19 protein-coding genes are annotated in these 16715 nt (G+C 37.9%); 4 read left to right on the top strand and 15 right to left on the bottom strand.

What is annotated here, in order from left to right; genetic code table 11:
- Positions 1 to 6 precede the first annotated feature (6 nt).
- The 9 genes from H4J67_RS07955 to H4J67_RS07915 form a co-directional block, all read right to left on the bottom strand.
- The gene (locus H4J67_RS07955) at positions 7 to 1344 is read right to left on the bottom strand and encodes a restriction endonuclease subunit S (protein WP_182203423.1); all 1338 of its coding nucleotides are present in this window, start codon (positions 1342 to 1344) and stop codon (positions 7 to 9) included.
- On the bottom strand, positions 1344 to 3695 hold the full coding sequence (locus H4J67_RS07950) for a class I SAM-dependent DNA methyltransferase (RefSeq protein ID WP_182203422.1): 2352 nt from the start codon (positions 3693 to 3695) through the stop codon (positions 1344 to 1346). Before H4J67_RS07950 ends, H4J67_RS07955 begins: the two co-directional genes overlap by 1 nt.
- 40 nt (positions 3696 to 3735) lie before the next feature.
- Positions 3736 to 4695, bottom strand: coding sequence for a restriction endonuclease (locus H4J67_RS07945; RefSeq protein ID WP_259368527.1), 960 nt, complete (start codon positions 4693 to 4695; stop codon positions 3736 to 3738).
- The gene (locus H4J67_RS07940) at positions 4665 to 4841 is read right to left on the bottom strand and encodes a methylation-associated defense system helix-turn-helix domain-containing protein MAD1 (protein ID WP_182203420.1); all 177 of its coding nucleotides are present in this window, start codon (positions 4839 to 4841) and stop codon (positions 4665 to 4667) included. Before H4J67_RS07940 ends, H4J67_RS07945 begins: the two co-directional genes overlap by 31 nt.
- Before the next feature lie 78 nt (positions 4842 to 4919).
- Positions 4920 to 7481 carry a MobF family relaxase gene (mobF, locus tag H4J67_RS07935; RefSeq protein WP_182203418.1) on the bottom strand — a complete coding sequence of 854 codons (2562 nt, stop codon included), beginning with the start codon at positions 7479 to 7481 and terminating at the stop codon, positions 4920 to 4922.
- The gene (locus H4J67_RS07930) at positions 7478 to 9151 is read right to left on the bottom strand and encodes a type IV secretion system DNA-binding domain-containing protein (RefSeq protein ID WP_182203416.1); all 1674 of its coding nucleotides are present in this window, start codon (positions 9149 to 9151) and stop codon (positions 7478 to 7480) included. The genes mobF and H4J67_RS07930 overlap by 4 nt, the downstream gene beginning before the upstream one ends.
- Positions 9151 to 9444, bottom strand: coding sequence for a hypothetical protein (locus H4J67_RS07925; protein WP_182203415.1), 294 nt, complete (start codon positions 9442 to 9444; stop codon positions 9151 to 9153). Before H4J67_RS07925 ends, H4J67_RS07930 begins: the two co-directional genes overlap by 1 nt.
- 2 nt (positions 9445 to 9446) lie before the next feature.
- Complete coding sequence (locus H4J67_RS07920; protein ID WP_182203413.1) at positions 9447 to 9686, bottom strand: hypothetical protein; 240 nt, start codon at positions 9684 to 9686, stop codon at positions 9447 to 9449.
- A complete protein-coding gene (locus tag H4J67_RS07915; protein WP_182203411.1) occupies positions 9686 to 9874 on the bottom strand; it encodes an AlpA family transcriptional regulator in 189 nt (62 codons plus the stop codon). The genes H4J67_RS07920 and H4J67_RS07915 overlap by 1 nt, the downstream gene beginning before the upstream one ends.
- Positions 9875 to 10037: 163 nt before the next feature.
- Here H4J67_RS07915 and H4J67_RS07910 point away from each other — a divergent pair, with 163 nt between their 5' ends.
- Together H4J67_RS07910 and H4J67_RS07905 are read left to right on the top strand one after the other, a co-directional pair.
- Entirely contained in the window at positions 10038 to 10763 is a 726-nt protein-coding gene (locus H4J67_RS07910; RefSeq protein WP_182203409.1) for a hypothetical protein, read from the top strand.
- 247 nt (positions 10764 to 11010) lie between these two features.
- The gene (locus tag H4J67_RS07905; RefSeq protein ID WP_182203408.1) at positions 11011 to 11676 is read left to right on the top strand and encodes a YceH family protein; all 666 of its coding nucleotides are present in this window, start codon (positions 11011 to 11013) and stop codon (positions 11674 to 11676) included.
- A 68-nt stretch (positions 11677 to 11744) separates the two neighbouring features.
- Here the strand turns inward: H4J67_RS07905 and H4J67_RS07900 are convergent, their stop codons facing one another.
- From H4J67_RS07900 to H4J67_RS07890, 4 genes are all read right to left on the bottom strand, one after another.
- On the bottom strand, positions 11745 to 12341 hold the full coding sequence (locus H4J67_RS07900; RefSeq protein ID WP_182175326.1) for an HAD family hydrolase: 597 nt from the start codon (positions 12339 to 12341) through the stop codon (positions 11745 to 11747).
- A gap of 273 nt (positions 12342 to 12614) precedes the next feature.
- Positions 12615 to 12737, bottom strand: a complete 123-nt coding sequence (locus tag H4J67_RS20540) for a hypothetical protein (protein WP_259368526.1) — start codon at positions 12735 to 12737, stop codon at positions 12615 to 12617.
- 7 nt (positions 12738 to 12744) lie between these two features.
- Positions 12745 to 13074, bottom strand: a complete 330-nt coding sequence (locus H4J67_RS07895; protein ID WP_182175324.1) for a hypothetical protein — start codon at positions 13072 to 13074, stop codon at positions 12745 to 12747.
- Between the two features lie 171 nt (positions 13075 to 13245).
- Entirely contained in the window at positions 13246 to 13680 is a 435-nt protein-coding gene (locus H4J67_RS07890) for a thioredoxin family protein (RefSeq protein ID WP_182203406.1), read from the bottom strand.
- Positions 13681 to 13834: 154 nt separating this feature from the next.
- Between H4J67_RS07890 and rph the strand changes: the two genes are divergently transcribed.
- Together rph and pyrE are read left to right on the top strand one after the other, a co-directional pair.
- On the top strand, positions 13835 to 14548 hold the full coding sequence (gene rph, locus H4J67_RS07885; RefSeq protein WP_182203405.1) for a ribonuclease PH: 714 nt from the start codon (positions 13835 to 13837) through the stop codon (positions 14546 to 14548).
- A 26-nt stretch (positions 14549 to 14574) separates the two neighbouring features.
- Positions 14575 to 15228 carry an orotate phosphoribosyltransferase gene (gene pyrE / locus H4J67_RS07880; protein WP_182203403.1) on the top strand — a complete coding sequence of 218 codons (654 nt, stop codon included), beginning with the start codon at positions 14575 to 14577 and terminating at the stop codon, positions 15226 to 15228.
- 123 nt (positions 15229 to 15351) lie between these two features.
- Here the strand turns inward: pyrE and H4J67_RS07875 are convergent, their stop codons facing one another.
- Together H4J67_RS07875 and H4J67_RS07870 are read right to left on the bottom strand one after the other, a co-directional pair.
- Positions 15352 to 16335, bottom strand: coding sequence for a putative metalloprotease CJM1_0395 family protein (locus H4J67_RS07875; protein WP_182203402.1), 984 nt, complete (start codon positions 16333 to 16335; stop codon positions 15352 to 15354).
- A 3-nt stretch (positions 16336 to 16338) separates the two neighbouring features.
- A complete protein-coding gene (locus H4J67_RS07870) occupies positions 16339 to 16653 on the bottom strand; it encodes a hypothetical protein (RefSeq protein WP_182203400.1) in 315 nt (104 codons plus the stop codon).
- Positions 16654 to 16715: the final 62 nt, after the last annotated feature.

Here is a 16715-nt window from a genome sequence, read left to right as displayed (position 1 = left end):
ATCTCCTTATGCCATAGCCTTAGGTAACTCTATTTCAAGCACATTAATCTTGCCTGTGACTGCTGAAGTGATAATAGTTGAGCGATATTCTTCTAGCTTCTCTATTGTACTTCTTGCTTTTAATATCATGCCATCTAACTTTTTTAGTATATCGTCGAGATACTGAATAATTTCTTGTTGTTCATCTTTTGGTGGTAAGGGAAAAGAGAAATTCCCTAATACCCCCATAGCTAAATTTGGCTGTGCAGAAGTAACTGCAAAAAGCCACGTCATTTCTTTAATAAATGACGATTGAAGCCAGTAAAAAAGGTACTGACTGTAAGTTATTTCGCTTGGCCGAATAAATGCTACAGCTTGATTAGTATTACAGGGCAGATGATGATTTTCTATACATGCAACTTTTCCTAAAGTCGCTCCAGCAATAACAAAAAGCACGTCATTTTCAAACAACTGAGACCTTTTAAGTACATTGTTGGTTTCTTCTGTAATGTAATTTTCAGGCAAATTAGTAATGTGTCCGTTACTAATGTTTTCGGCTTTGATGAAGCGAATAGGACCCTGTTCAAAAATTTCATGACCTTCAGTAGATGGGGTTGTGCCTTTCGATATAAGCTTGGAACACTCTTTTAATCGTCTTAATTCCCAATGTTCTGGTACATCACCAAGCCAATCAACATCTGAAGGTTTGAGTTTAGTATTTTCATCAATACCTTTAGTGAGTGTTTGGGTGATAACTGTAATGCACTGTTCTTCTAACTTTTCAATTAGCTTTTTTTTCTTCTTAATCAACTGATCAATTTGTTGAGTTTTATAATCAAGGAAAGCAGCTATTTTTTGTTGTTGCTGAATAGGAGGAAAAACCAAATAAGCATTTTTTATCCTTTCCTGATTTAGAATCTTAGCACCATAGATATTTTCGTTTGCATTCTGGATTACAGCTACCGGCAATAAGTAATATAAATATTCAATAGAGTATTCATCTGCTGGTAATACATAAAAAATCGCTTCATTTGTGTACATTGGTTTTGTGACAAATGCTACTTTCCCAACGGATAGCTTAAAACTATATAATAATGCTCCTTTTGGTACTTTAACCATCCCGAACTTTTCTGCAGCCTCATCTGATATACCAGATGAGGTATGTTCTATGTACTTACTTTCCATGTCACCTATGGTTGCCCATAAATTATCATCATTGAAGTAATGGTCAACTTTTGTAGGTGGCGTCCACCCCGTGCCAAAGCTACAAATAAACTTTAATTTCTTCACTTCCCATTTTTTTGGGACTTTAACAAGCCAACTTAGTTTAGAAGGTTGATATTCGCTGTATGCATTATATTGCATCAAACCACCTCCGCAAGCATATAAAGAACCTCTTGCTCGAGGGTCTTGATCTCTGATTCAATTTCAACTAATTCACGTGGCTCCTTATATTCATAGAAGTGGCGGCTAAATGGAATATCATAACCCAATTTAATTTTACTGTGATCTATCCAGGCATCTGGGCGATAAGGCAGTACTTCCTCTGTTAAATACTGTTCACAATGTGCTTCCACTAGAGCAAGTAGTTTTGATTTATCGACTTTGCTTTTATTCAAGCCTTTGTTTTCATAATCAAGTGGCAGAGGAAGCGAAATATCTTTAGGCAGTGGTACATTTTCGGTATCGCGTAAGTCACCATCTGGTTCAAATTCACCTTTGCTGTTAATACACTCTTCAGCGGTTGGATCTTTTTCACCTAGGCTTCCAGATACTAATAATGCTTTTTTAAGTGCTGCATCAAATTTAATACCAGCGCCAATAAAGGCTGGCTTTATTTGCGCTTCAAATAGATCACGATTTTTAACCAGCTCTAACTGTGGAAGCTCTACATTGTCAAACTCTGCTTGTAATGACTCAAGAACAGAGATCAATTCAGCTTGCTTTGCTTTACCTTCTACAACCTCCAAGTCCATTGCAGCAATATTTTTACGTTTTTTGCTGATCGCTAATCCTTCAAAATAACTTGTGTCTTTAAAGTCGTTAATACGCTTTTGGTTAACGGTAAAGTTCAGACGAAGTGGTCGTTCAACTGTGATTTTTAAGTAACCAAAATCTTGGTTATCGAATATCTTACTCACTGTTATAACTTTGCTCATGTCACGTTCTTTCTTTTTCGGTAACTCTATATTGGTTTTAATATTAGCTAAAGTACGTGTTTCTTCGTTGTTAAAATCAGCATATATTTGTGTCAACATGCTGATATGGTCTGGCTCATTCTTATTGCTATCAGATGGACCTTCACCAATTTTTTTACGTTTATCGCCGAGTGATTTTTTCATCTTCCATGCGAAGTCGGTACCATTGATTAGTTGTACCTTGCCACGTCTATCATGTGTATTATTACTGCCGTCACTTTTTCGGTTGGTGACAATCCAGATATAGGTATTAATGCCTGTGTTGTAAAATAGCTGGTCTGGTAAGGCGACAATAGCCTCTAACATGTCGTTTTCGATAATATGACGACGAATATTACTTTCGCCGCTTGCGGCATCACCAGTAAAGAGTGGCGAACCATTAAACACAACAGCAATACGTGATCCATTTTCTGCTTCTTCGCCTTTTCTATGGAGGGGGTATTGAACTGGCGGGTTCTGCATTTTTGATATCATGTGCTGTAAGAATAATAATGTGCCATCATTTATACGTGGTAAGCCTGCTCCAAAGCGACCATTAAAGCCGAACTTTTCATGTTCGTTAATAACGTAATCTTTCTCTGGTTTCCACTCAACACCGAATGGAGGATTCGCTGCCATATAGTCGAACTTCATGTCGGGATGACCATCTCCATCAACACGATCATCTTTATCTATACCTGTACCTAAGGTATCACCAAAAGCGATATTGTCTGCTTCTTCACCTTTAATCATTAAATCTGAACCACAAATGGCGTAAGACTCAGGGTTATACTCTTGACCAAACAATTGCACTTTAGCTTTGTCATTTTGCGCAATAATTTCTTTTTCTGATTCTGATAAAATACCACCAGTACCACAAGCAGGATCATATATTTTAATAAGATTACCTGCGGTGTGAATAGCTTCTTCACCCGTGAATAGTAAGTTAACGATGAGCTTAACAACTTCACGAGGAGTAAAATGATCTCCCGCCTCTTGATTCGCTTGTTCATTAAACCGCCTTACCAAATCTTCAAATATATATCCCATCTCTAATGATTCTATTCTATCAGGGTGGAAATTAACGTTGCCTATTTCGCTGAATACTTTAAATAAACGGTTAGCGTCTTCTAAGTGTTCTATTTCTTGATCAAAGCGGAACTTTTCTAATATCTCTCTTGCTCTTGTTGAAAAGCCTGCAATGTACTTATTAAGATTTTTAGCAAGATTTTCTGGATCACCTATTAATTTTTGAAATGTAAATCCGCTGGTATTAAAAAATTTATGTTTGAATCTTTTGAATATAATTTTTTCAATGATTTCAGTGCGATTGTCTTCATCTTTATATTGCAGAAAGAGCTTGTCGTACTCAACTTTTACTTTATCGATATCAGCTTCCAGCACACAATCTAAGCGACGTAAAACCGTAAGAGGGATCATTACGCGACGATATTGTGCTGGTAAGTATGGGCCTCGTAATAAATTGGCAACGCCCCAAACGAGATCTGAATTTGTTTTTATATTATCTGTATTAGCCATTATTAATTCTCAGTAAATTGGGTATAAGCTCGATTTCGTATCAAGCTTCAAAAAATTCTTCGTCTATTTTTTTCAGGTGTAATACCTGTTCGTCTCTGCTGCCAATATTGTAACGCAGCATGAGTTTTGCTAATTCTTGGCCATTGATAAGCACTATACGCATACCTAAGTCTTTGGCTGTTTGTATCGCTGAAGGTGTGAAACTCGAAGTAGTAATGAATATGCCCTTTTGTGCTTTTTTAAGATTTATGGCACCAAAGAAATCTCGAATATCACCAGCTCCAATATTATTGCCTTCGGCATAACGTTTAGCTTGTATGTATATCTGATCTACGCCGAGCGGGTCTTGATCTATAACACCGTCAATACCATTATCACCGGACTTTCCTAAAGCATGGGCTGCCCCTTCGCCTGTGCCGCCATAGCCCATTGCTAATAAAAGCTCGATAAGTAAGTCTTCAAAAAAGGCGGGAGATACTTTTCGGGTACGTTCTAGTATCTCTTCAGAAAGGGCATCGTTGATTTTCTTATAAGCCGAGCGGAGGGCTTCATCTGGAGTAATATCATCTGCATCTTCAATAGGCTCAATAACATTGTCAGTAGCTACATTTTTTTGATCTTTAAATGCAATAAACTCATCAAACTGCTTTAGATATTTGTTATCAATCACAGCATCTTTATCTTGAAGTGCCTTTATACCCCGCTCGGTAATAATGAAATGAGCTCGTCTAGTAACTTCTAGTAAACCTGCTTTTGTTAGATAAGTACGTGCCCAACCTACTCGATTATCGAGAATGCTTTGCTTGCCACTAGGTAGTGTTTCAGCTTTTTCTTCTTCAGATAGGTTAAATACTTCAGCCAACTCATTAATAACATCACGAAGTTTAACTTCGTTATTATTTTCAGGTGAATTATTAGCTGTTTTCGCTATCTCAAGGAAGGGACGCATACATTGTTGGTAATTGGGGATCATTCCTTGTCCTTTTGCTCTTCTATCCATGCTTCTAAATCTTCACTTTTAAAACGCCAAGAACCGCCCACTTTAAAGCCTGGCAGTTTCTTTTCAGCAGCTAAACGATAAGCTGTTTTTTCGGTGAGCTTTAGATACTTTGCTACCTCTTTCAAGGTCATGATTTGTTCAGTCATTGTTATTCTCTCAAAAGACCTATTGAGAGAATATGGGAAAATTAGGGAATAAACAAGAATAAAGCGGATCAGAATCCGCTAGATGATGAATTGATGTTCTTTGAGTTTGGTATTGGGCTCTAATATATTGTTTAGTTCTTCTTTTGATAAGTGCTCAACAGCCAATTTAGGGCGATTATTGCGAGACATATTTTTTGCTAATGCTTCTCGTAAACCTACTTCTCGCGGTGCATGCTTGAAATTATCAGGTATATATTCTTCAAGATCTTGAGCATTAGCAAAGATATGAGCTTTATCTTTATGGCGCGAACAAGCAACATATGAGTGAGCACGATCCATGAACTGTGTGTAATAGACAAAAACGTCGCCATCAATAGTCAGTCCTTGGCTTGAATACACGGTTTGAGCGTATGCTTGGGTTAAATAAACGCGACCATCGTCATTGCAGTAGTCTGACACCATGAACTGAGTTTTACGCCCTGAATCCAAGTGTACTCTTAGCCAAATATCACCGTTGTCCATGAGTTGAGCCTTGGTGACAGTGCCAATGTCACCGTTAGTATATTTTTTAGCGTAATCATTTTTTGTGAATCTAATTCTTTCACCAACAGATACCTGAAAGTCGATATCCCTGTCGCTTACAGTTCCTTGAATTTGGATGTTTTCATAACCAACTAATCCTTCTGTTTGTAATTCTTTACGCATACGATTATTTAGCTGGATCACATCATTCCAGCTTTGAGCTATAACAATTGATTTTTTATCAGGTTTGCAGCGTCGATACTCATTCCAAGATTGGATAAGACTTTCTTTTGCTACATCATCATTTTCTGCAAAGTGCAATTGGCCACGTTTGCTGTATTGAGCTAATGCTTGATGCGCATAGCCGTCTCTAAAGTCTGCGACGGCTTGTCGATCCCATGCGTTGTGCTGTCTACGAATAGTTTCAACTCGGGTGGTTCCAATAATTTCAGGTGTGGATAATAACCTAAGTACACCGCCATGTTGAATAGCATCAAGCTGCCGATCTTCACCGACAAGGACAATTTTAAAACCAATCTCTTTAGCAAAAGTTAGCAGCGAATTCATCTGAAATGTACCAATCTGGCCAGCCTCATCGACAATGAGCACATCTCCACTTTCTAGCGGTGGTTTTTTGGAATCGAGAGAGTAAAGTAACCTAGCAATTGTGTGACATTCAATTTTGGCCTCCTTGGCTAAGTTGTTAGCCGCAGCTTTCGCAATAGCAGCCCCGACTACTTTTTTTCCATGAGCCTGATGAATATCCCGCACACAGAGCATTGATGCTGATTTCCCTGCTCCTGCTGACCCCTGCAAAATTGATAATTGTGAATCGTCACAAACATTCATTACCGCGAATTGTTGTTCGTCAGATAACTGAAAGGGCTGATTATTGATTGCAAAATTTATTGCCTCGGTATCAATGGTAGCCCAGTTTGATTTTCTAAGGCTTATTGCCCTTGCTATCATTGATTGCTCAGCAATTAGTACAGACTTGCTAGTAAACAATTTGTTGTTCTTCCAGTCGGTTCCCAAAGAAATTGTTTCTTCAGATGCAATTGATTGCTCGGTTACAACACGTAAAGTTTTAATTGTTTGGTTATATTGTATGACATTTAAACCTGCTTGGTAGAATGCATCTTGGAGGCGGTATGTTGAATTACTCTCTGTAAGCTCGCTAATCAACTGGTCTTCATCAATTGTGTTTAATGATAAGAGATCAATTTTATTATCAGACTTTCTTAGCTCATTAACTGTGTTTAAGTTAAAACCCAATGATACCATTTCCTTTTGCCATTGTGCGAAAAGTGCTGGCCTATCAATTTCAGTTTTAGTATCACGTGTAGCAAGTGCAACAATATCACCTGACTTTGAAAAGCGGGATCTAATTCCACGCTTTTTTAGTTCATTATTTATTTGGACTGAACGTTTTGAAAAGTGCTCACAAAGCTTTTTTGGTACACCTGCGATTTTAAAAGAATCTTTATCCAATTCAGTTTCAAAACCAAGCTCTCGCATTGAAGCTGCAAGACTTCCTTTATAGACCATTCCTGCCGCTTTTTGCCAAAGCATAATTTGTCTTGAATCAATTGTGCCCCAAGTACCGTCAGAACGTTGGGCAACATTGCATAAAACACTATGAGAATGGAGGTGAGGATCTAAATCTCTACTGGTACTATGAGGGAAGACTGCTGTAATAAGCCCTTCGACTTTTTCTCGTTCAGAACCTTGTGCTCCACGCCTTGTATAGGCCGCATGCTCTTCTATTAGACTAATAGAGTCTTTAACAGCGTTAAGCTGGGCCTGTTGAATGCCATCCCTAAGTTTATCGTCTGCAGCCGCCCACAATATGGATACAGATTTTGGAGCTCCGAAGGTTAAATCCCAACCTGCTTTATGATTTTCTCCGGCATTTTGGCAAAGTGTTTCTTTACCATTAGGAGTAGAGCCTTTCATTAAGTTGCTGAGTTGTTTTGCTTCTACTTGCCCTTTTAGATTTAAGCTATAAGTACCTAATCCAACCCATACACCTGGTGGCTCACCACCTTGCAGGTAGTAATCTTCTGCAGCTAGATTTAAATAATAGTTTTCATTACTTACTGCTGAGAATGTCATCATGATGCTTTCTTTCTTGAAAGGCGGTTTTTTTTCTTTATTGTGGTTGGTTTGATAATTTTTTCGATTCGGGCTTCAGCTACTTTTTTAAAATTGGTATAAATAGGCCAATGTACTTTGTAGACGGCATTCAATCCGGAGAGCAATACATACCCATCTACACCATATTTTTTAGTAGGTTGAGGCAAATGAATAATGGCTTCTGGAGGAACTATTGCCATTGATTCTTGTTGTAATGAATGAGTAATTTCACCCTTTTCATTTCTTGATTTTGTAATATATTCGACTCGTCTTTTTCCTAGGGATTGAGAAGCCGACTCTGCTGAACCACCTGATGGGCCTAGCTTTAACGCAATAACATTGCCAAATAAACTTAGTATGGTTTCTGCTTCCTTATCTCCGTATATTGATTGGATTTGAGACAGCGATTGGGTTCCAGCAATTGTGCAAACACCTTTACTTCGTCCAAGTGATAAGACGCGAGTAAGCGACTGTGATTTATTTAAATTTCCTAATTCGTCAAGAACTAGCCAGATGCGTTCATTTCCATTGTCAGGCCTTGACAAAACTAGGCCCGTTGTTACCGACATCATTGCTGTTATTAAAGCTGAGCTCAGAGTTGGTGCGTTCAAATCACCTTGAATAATCAAAGTCGGTTTATCGTTGTTATTCAGCCACTGTTTGAGAGAAAACGATATTTCTGTATTTTTCCATAACTCTGAAACTTCACCTATCCAAGGCAGCTGTGATGCTATTACAGCTCTTATTGATGCAGATGTTTTATCTTCGGGCTTTATTAGTCCTGATGCTTGTACATAATATTTCGAAAGCCATTGATGTAGCTCTTCATCGCTAGAGAAGAGCACTCTATTGAGTTCGAGCCATCCCCATTTTTTACTTCGCTTAACTAACCCTGCGATTACTCCTTTTAAAACAGCTCTCGCTGAGTTTATCCAAAAAGATTCATTACCAGAACCTTCTGTTAATACCGCTTCAGTAAATAACTCCGCCATAGCAAGGCTATTGATATCTTGGCTAATGTTCCAAACTGCGCTTCTCGCGTCGTAGACACTAATAAGAGTAGTCCGTTCGTCATAAAACAATTCTGTATATTCACCTTTGATATCGTATATTAGAGTTTTATCTCCTCGAATTATAATTTGCTGTAGATGGTATTTTATAAGGTTTGATTTACCTGAACCCTGCATTCCATGAATAAGAAAATTTTGCAGTTCTCGCAGCATTGGTAGAGGCATATTATTGTGTAGTTTAAGCCCTGTAGAATCCTCACACTTCACTAACTTTTTAAAGTGATTTATGGCTTTTTTACCGTCTAGTAATTGAGGGCCGTCTAGGTGGTGATAAATGCTCGCTTTGTTCCTCCTAATACGAAAAAACCATACTATGAACGAGCTTATACTAAGCGAAAAAACAGGGATCAGTTTTAAAGCTATTTCGAGTTGTTTAGATATTTCGCCATAGGATGGAAAGTACTGATACAGAAAGACCGTTGGTAACAGTTCAGTTAAGCACCAAAGCAATAAATCGTTAAATTCAGACCACGTTTTAGAAACAAGAACAAACGTAAAGACAGATACAAGCGAAAAAATCGTTGTTAGTGCTAAGGCTACAGCACAATGCTGTAACCATTTTGACTGTCGTGTGAGTAACATTATAATTTTCTCCCTAACATGTCTTCAGCTTGTTTAAGTGCCGCTTTTTTTTCTTGAGCATCTAGCCCTGCAATAGATGAAGTAACTATAAAGTTTTCTTTTGTGATATGTTTTAAAAGGCTAGCGATCAAGCTTTTCATCTCTAGTTGCTTCTCTGCTTGCTGGATACGTTGTCGTGCTATCTCTGCGACTGTAGTGCCTTGGATTTCAGATTCACGTACTAAACATTCAAAATCTCTGACTGGCAAACGAACACTCACCTGCTTTTTTTGTATTGTATTTGAATTACTCATTGCTACTTCTCCTTGAATTCAATGAAGTCATTTATTTCTAAAGGCTTGCTTCGACCAGTGATTGTTAAATTGACTTTAACTCTATGATTACTCGTATCCTTTGCCGGTTCTTGATCAAAGTTGAATTCAAGTTGTTCATTAATGCACCGTAGGTGCGTGGTTGTCTGAAAAGAATCACTGGTTAATTCCAACTTGCTGCTTGCTCCATCATGTACAGCATCTGTCTGCTTTACTTTGCTCATTACTCGGCTCCATTCAAGTTGGCTAGCCAAGTATTAAGTACATCATTTTTCCAGCCAATAAATCGAGGGCCAAATGAAATTGGTTCAGGCAATATGCCCTTGCGACGCCAGTTCCAAAGGGTGACTGTACTGACGCTGAGTGCTGCTGCTAATTCAGCTGGACGTACGATAGGTTGTTTAAAATACATATGAACTCCGTTTCAAATTAATTATTAAGTGAGGCTTTCTTGCCGCACAAATAATATGGTAACGTATTATTTTTATTAATCTTTCAAAAATCACACAACTCTATTAATATGTTCTACTCAATTTATAAAATAATTTAATTAATAGTTTGTTTATAAGGAATAAATGGATAAGAAATTTTGTGTTTTATGCTGGCGTCCTAGAAATACGAAGTATTTTTGTCTAGAGCACTTAGGAAGTGGAAAGACACGGAAATTACAACAAAGGCATAAGAGGCGCCTTCTTTCAGTCCTTGAGGAAAAAGTGCTTTGTATCATTCCAACATTAGAAAAGCCTAATTACTATTCATTCTTATATGAATGTGCATATAAGTTAAGTGTAAAACCAGCTGTTGCCATTCAAGGTGCTTCGTACCCTTCACTTGGAATTCGGAATCAATCCAAGGTGATATGGGGGATAGCCAGTCGGTATTATCCGATTAGCTACAATAAACTTAATCTGTTAAATATTGATCTGTTTATGAATAAGCATGAACTTGTTGGTGCAATTGTCCAGGTGTTGGAAGATTGTGACGACGTCAGCAGTATTAAATCTAGCTATACTGCACTCTCTATAGATTTAGATGCGCAAGTATGGATTCCAAACGTGGTAGAGTTATTGGCTCGGCATGAGTCATTTATGGCAGTCAATGAAGTAAGTGTTAAGCCTGGCCCACGACAAAGAACTAACGAAGACAAAAAGCTTCGTGAAAAGCTTGTTGCTCGAATAAATACTTTTAACTCAAAGGGGCAGGAGTATACTTTGGCTCAATTGGGAAATGAGTTTAATCTGTCGCCTGCTCGGGTGTGTGTGTTGAGAAAGCAGTTAATTAAAAGAAAACTAATAGAATGACAGAAAGCATTACATAAATCATTGTTTTATTTTTAATTGCATCATAAGTCACTGTATTTGATGTACTGTTTAATCTTGAGCGATAAGCAGATCGCTAATATAGAATAAGGTATTAAGTAGGTTTTATTCTTTTAAAAGCCATAGCATACTATGGCTTTTTTTATGGCTAATAAGACAACTTAACATAGTAAATATAGACATAGCTTGCTATAACATCAGCAAAGACTTTTATCAGGAGACTTTAAAAATGATCACACTATCCGCCGATCAATGCCGCATTATTGGCGTAATGCTTGAGAAAGAAATCACAACACCCGAGCAATATCCACTCTCATTAAATGGTATTACCCTAGGCTGTAATCAAAAAAGTAACCGTGAGCCAGTAACGAATTTTTCTGAAAGTGATGTACAAAACTTAGTCGATGAATTGGTAGAAATGAATCAATTAATGGTAGATAGAAAAGCTTCGGTAAGGGTAAATAAATATTTTCATCGTTTTTGTGATACTGAATTTGGTCACTTAAAATTTACACGCCAGCAAAAAGCCATTATTTGTGTGTTATTACTCAGAGGACCTCAAACCCCGGGAGAGTTAAGAACTCGTACCAATCGCTTAGCTGAGTTTACCGATGTCAGTGAAGTTGAAACGACTTTGCATCAATTACAAAATTTAAACAATAAGACATTAGTCAAAAAGCTAACGCGAGAGCCTGGCAAGCGTGATTCTCGCTACGTTCACTTACTTTCAGATACCAATGAAAATCAATTAGCTGAGACTAACATTGTCAATAGGGATGATATATCAGCTGAAAATCAGCCTCATCTAGGGCAAAGAGTAGCAGATCTAGAAAAGCAAGTTACCGTATTGAGTGAACAAGTATCATACCTAACAGTATTACTTGAAAATAAGTAATTAACGATTTAATGTGCATGCAGGCCTACTGTAAAGAACATACACTGTAGATAATTCCATTATGTTTGTTATACAGTTGATACTTGCTTAATGGTCTCGCTTAATTCATTAAGGTCGTGAACGACAACATCTGCCAAATTTTCATAGCTTGCTGTTACACCATAATTAATAAGGCAAGACATGGTGTTAGCATTTTTCGCCGCTTGCAAATCATATAAATAATCACCAACATACAATAAGTTTTCAGGGGCTATCTGCCAAAGCTCAGCTAAATGTAGTAACGCATCAGGAGCTGGTTTAGCTTTGTGATCTTCTCGGGTCAGTAATATCTCAATATCGATATTATTGTTTTTTACTTTTATTGTCGCTGCTTGTCGACAATTTCTGGTAACAATCGCACAAGGTAGAGAAAACTCTGCTAACAAAGTTAAAATTTGGTCGGTTCCCGCCAACTTTTTTGCTGTCAGAGCATCATTTATTTCATATTCGACTATCAGCTCATTAGCTTCAACTTGATGAATTTCGGGTAAAGCATCAATAAAATCTAATAAATCTATGCCTTTTGGACATCCCAAGGAGGCTCTTATACTGTCAAAATCTAAAGATGAAGAGACCAAGGTGTTGTCGAGATCAAATATCACGCCTAGTGGTTTATGTGCTAACAATGCTGTATGACTCCTCGTTATCGGACAAACGGGTTAAGTGTAATAATAACATTCGCTTTGATTAGCGATTTATTACACCAAATTATAATTAAACTGTGCAGTAATACGTAGCTATAGCGAATTCAGATCAGACTTGTCAATTAGCCTTAGAAAATTGATATCTCATTAGAACCTAATCAATAATCTGTTGTGAGAGAATACTTTTACGCCGATCACCCAACGTTTGGGTAACTAGAAATAACGTTTGCCCGTTTCAGATAATAGAAAGCCCACTTAATGATCTAGCCATTGCCAATCTGTACCTTTTGAATTACCGCCATAAGTGGGTAGCGATAACATTACGACAAAAATATAACCCAGCAGATTAGAGCCAGTTTTCTCAAGCTCTCGAGCCACAGCGCCGTCATAGCATGGTTTCTTTTACAACTTTGCTTAACTCAATAAAAGTTTTTTGTAATTGGTTTTGTATATAGCGATTTAACCAACCGACACCTTTAAGAATAAAGTCAATTTCACTTTTTTCAGTAGATTGCTGATACACAACATTATATGAATAAATAACGACTTGTAACTCTTTGATGCTTAAATTACTACTTGATTCTGGTAAGAAATGATCAAGCGCGCCACTCAGAGTTAACCAAAGCTCTTCCTGCAAAGTATCAAAGACTTTATCTTTTTCATGTTCACTTAATGCTACCTTAGGAAGTGCAGAGATTGCCTTTGCTCCCGCCACTAATTTCAATCATTTACAACGAAAAAACTTATGTGGTGACCAAGATGGTGTTTGATAACTTTTATCAAAAATCTGTTGATATTATTTAATGCTTTACCTGACATTGATTTATCCTTTTTTTGCACTGCTTTGTCATTTATTAATAAAGGCTAACCACTGTTTTTTAGAATATTATTTACCAATGAGTAATTCGGCAGTATATTTTGATAAAAGCATTTTACCGCTACTTGTTAATACGTACCTATGAAGATAGCCTAAAACAGGTGTTAACGATTTCATAAACGCTTCATTTTCATTACTGTTACTGACGCTTATTTTTAACAAGACAAACTCACTATGGAGTTTCTGATAAACCTCAGGGTTTTCAGCCAAAAAAACATCCATTTTTTTACACCAACGGCACCAGTTGCCACCAATTTCAATTAGCACATTACGCTGAGTTTTTTGAGCAAGTTTTATTGCCGCATTCGCATCTTTAAAGGGATCGCTTTTTTTATCATAGACTTTACTGTATTTAGGTAAATCATCAGCGTTAATGGCTAAGGCGGGTGTTATTAACAAAAAGGAGGCGAAAGTAACAAGCATTAATACAACAAAGCTTATCATAAGTAGGCTCAATATAAATTAGGATATTGTAAAGTACTGCTAACTAGACCCTAATTAGGTTAACTATATTTCAAATTGTTTTCACGTGATTATGTCAAATTTGTTGCTGAACGATTATAATGCGCAACAATTATTTCACCATAGGTATATTAACATGCGTCCAAGCGGCAGAACTCCAGGTCAAATACGTCCTGTAACCATTACTCGTCAATTTACTACTCATGCTGAAGGTTCAGTATTAATTGAATTTGGCGGCACCAAAGTTATTTGTACTGCCTCAGTAGAAGTCGGTGTACCACGTTTTTTAAAAGGACAAGGTAAAGGTTGGATCACAGCAGAGTATGGCATGTTACCTCGCTCTACTCACACTCGTATGCGCAGAGAAGCAGCTAACGGCAAACAAAGTGGTCGTACGTTAGAAATATCTCGTTTAATCGCTCGTGCATTGCGCGCAGCTGTCGATTTGAAAGCCCTAGGTGAAAATACCATTAGTGTAGATTGCGATGTTATACAAGCTGATGGCGGTACACGTACTGCTTCAATTACTGGTGCTTGTGTCGCATTAGTCGATGCTTTAAATTATATGCGCGCTAAAGATATTATTAAAACTAATCCATTAAAGCACATGATAGCAGCAGTTTCTGTTGGTATTTATAAAGGTGAAGCCGTTTCGGATCTTGATTACCCAGAAGATTCTGCTGCCGATACCGATATGAATGTCGTTATGACAGACACAGGTAAATTGATTGAAATTCAAGGCACAGCAGAAGAGGCACCGTTTAGTTTTGACGAAATGCACAATATGTTAGCGTTAGCAAAAGACAGTATTAACGAATTATTTGATTTACAAAAGTTAGCGCTTAGCTAAATACTCTGATTAAAGTGGGAATAAAGATGAAAGATTATCAACGTGAATTTATTGAATTTGCTCTAGCGAAAGAAGTATTACGCTTTGGTGAATTCACTTTGAAGTCAGGCCGTACAAGTCCATACTTTTTTAATGCGGGTTTATTTAATACCGGTGGTGATTTAGCACGCTTGGGGCGTTTTTACGCACAAGCACTGGTTGATTCTACTATCGCGTTTGATTTGCTTTTCGGTCCAGCTTATAAGGGCATACCAATTGCAACCACCACTGCGGTAGCATTAGCCGATCATCACGGTATGGACATGCCTTATTGCTTTAACCGTAAGGAAGCAAAAACTCACGGTGAAGGTGGAAGCTTAGTTGGCTCTCCTTTACAAGGTAAAATAATGTTAGTGGACGACGTTATTACTGCCGGTACTGCTATTCGTGAATCAATGGAAATTATTAAGGCCCATGGCGCTCAATTGTCAGGTGTATTAATTGCACTTGACCGCCAAGAAAAAGGCCAAGGTGAATTATCTGCTATTCAAGAAGTTGAACGTGATTTTGGTACACAAGTTACTGCCATTGTTACCCTAGCTGACGTGGTCACTTACCTTGAAGAGAACCTTGCTTTGCAACCTGCATTAGCGAAAAGTTTAGCGAGTATTAATAAATACCGTAAAAATTACGGTATTTAGCTGACAATCATTACTATCACTTTAGCTTAATGATACAAGCACAATAAAAAGCCTCATTATTTATTAATAATGAGGCTTTTTCTTTATAGCGCAATAACTTAAGAGGTTTAGGCTTAAGAGGTTTTAGGCCGTTAATTGGAAATGAAAACTGGGTTCTTTTTCATAGGCTTGAGTAATGCCAGCATAAAGGTTTTCAATTCTTAAAGCTCGCTCATCAACAGAGCTATCACGGTTAGCTATAATTTCGTCCTGAGACGCTAATGTGCGATTAACTAGCGTATCAAAATCTTCTGTTTCTTGATTTTCTTCTGCTGAAAAAACATCACTAGACTTACCTTGGACCGTTACATTTTTTCCTTCACTGGTCTCTGCTGAACTAATCGCGGCCAGCTCTGTTTGCGCTTGTAAAATAGCTCTCGACGCTGAAGCTGCAACACGGATGTCTTGAATTGATGGATCTGCAGGTGCTAGTGCGGCGGCATAGACCTTTTGCATTTTCGTTATGGTTGCTCTTGGATCGCCATTAACCGTAGAAAGGTCTGCTGAAACTTCACCACCAACAGCATATTTCTTTCCGTCAGGGCCCGTTTCAAAAGTATATGAAGGTGAGCCTGTTGATGCGCCACCGACAGAAGCATGTGCCAATTCATGAGCACGTACTTCTTGATCTCTTAGTTGTAGCTCATTAATAATTCTTTGTTCGGTAAAATCTTCTCGACTGTTAGGAGCCGGTTTGCCATCAGGGGAGCTTGCTGAATTTTGACCATTTTCACTATCATCTTCAATAGCATTTTTGTTTGCTAAAAAAGCCTCAGCTGCAGATTGTTGCTCCGATGAACCACTTTCGCGATTACTATCACCGCTAATCGTTTTTGTTGCTGATTCCGCTTGCTTTCGGATGCTTTCAAAATCAAAATTTTCATTATTCTGTGCGGGGGTTCTGCCTCTTTCTCTGTCAGAAGCTACCCCTTTTTCTGCTGCAGACTGGTTTGAGGCCGCTGGTTTTGCAATAACTTCACGGATATTATTTTCACGACGCAAGCTATCCGTTTGCGGATTGACCGCAGTAGGAATAGACAGAGTAGGTGCTTGCGGCGTAATATTCATAGGTTATACTCGAACGTCTAATAGCGTACCTAAAGTTTCATCAGCTGTTTGAATAACATCGGCGGACGCTTTCGCTTGAAATTCTGCAACTTTTAAATCGACAACAGCTTTGGTAAGATCAGGTAATTCTGCTGAACTAGCATTTTTACTAGCTGTATATGGGCTAGCTGCATTATCAGTATTGTTTTCTTGGCCGATACCAAAATCTTCAGGACTAACAGCTAAGTTAGCCGCAATATCTTCTGCAGCTTCTGTGACATCGCCTTGCGCTTTTTGAAAGCCTTGTAGACCACTTGCTAATGCTGATTGTATTTCCATAACAAACTCCTCTATACCTATTAATAGAATATCAACGAACAAATAAGTAAATACTTAATTTA

This window comes from Colwellia sp. BRX10-4 (assembly GCF_014077465.1).
Classification (GTDB): Bacteria; Pseudomonadota; Gammaproteobacteria; order Enterobacterales; family Alteromonadaceae; genus Colwellia_A.
This window is presented reverse-complemented; position numbering and strand designations above follow the sequence as displayed.

Bases quoted from the DNA above. Each gene is read 5' to 3' on its own strand.
- H4J67_RS07955 (WP_182203423.1), bottom strand. From the start codon at position 1,344: ATGCAATATAATGCATACAGCGAATATCAACCTTCTAAACTAAGTTGG.
- H4J67_RS07950 (WP_182203422.1), bottom strand. From the start codon at position 3,695: ATGGCTAATACAGATAATATAAAAACAAATTCAGATCTCGTTTGGGGC.
- H4J67_RS07945 (WP_259368527.1), bottom strand. From the start codon at position 4,695: ATGGATAGAAGAGCAAAAGGACAAGGAATGATCCCCAATTACCAACAA.
- H4J67_RS07940 (WP_182203420.1), bottom strand. From the start codon at position 4,841: ATGACTGAACAAATCATGACCTTGAAAGAGGTAGCAAAGTATCTAAAG.
- mobF (WP_182203418.1), bottom strand. From the start codon at position 7,481: ATGATGACATTCTCAGCAGTAAGTAATGAAAACTATTATTTAAATCTA.
- H4J67_RS07930 (WP_182203416.1), bottom strand. From the start codon at position 9,151: ATGTTACTCACACGACAGTCAAAATGGTTACAGCATTGTGCTGTAGCC.
- H4J67_RS07925 (WP_182203415.1), bottom strand. From the start codon at position 9,444: ATGAGTAATTCAAATACAATACAAAAAAAGCAGGTGAGTGTTCGTTTG.
- H4J67_RS07920 (WP_182203413.1), bottom strand. From the start codon at position 9,686: ATGAGCAAAGTAAAGCAGACAGATGCTGTACATGATGGAGCAAGCAGC.
- H4J67_RS07915 (WP_182203411.1), bottom strand. From the start codon at position 9,874: ATGTATTTTAAACAACCTATCGTACGTCCAGCTGAATTAGCAGCAGCA.
- H4J67_RS07910 (WP_182203409.1), top strand. From the start codon at position 10,038: ATGGATAAGAAATTTTGTGTTTTATGCTGGCGTCCTAGAAATACGAAG.
- H4J67_RS07905 (WP_182203408.1), top strand. From the start codon at position 11,011: ATGATCACACTATCCGCCGATCAATGCCGCATTATTGGCGTAATGCTT.
- H4J67_RS07890 (WP_182203406.1), bottom strand. From the start codon at position 13,680: ATGATAAGCTTTGTTGTATTAATGCTTGTTACTTTCGCCTCCTTTTTG.
- rph (WP_182203405.1), top strand. From the start codon at position 13,835: ATGCGTCCAAGCGGCAGAACTCCAGGTCAAATACGTCCTGTAACCATT.
- pyrE (WP_182203403.1), top strand. From the start codon at position 14,575: ATGAAAGATTATCAACGTGAATTTATTGAATTTGCTCTAGCGAAAGAA.
- H4J67_RS07875 (WP_182203402.1), bottom strand. From the start codon at position 16,335: ATGAATATTACGCCGCAAGCACCTACTCTGTCTATTCCTACTGCGGTC.
- H4J67_RS07870 (WP_182203400.1), bottom strand. From the start codon at position 16,653: ATGGAAATACAATCAGCATTAGCAAGTGGTCTACAAGGCTTTCAAAAA.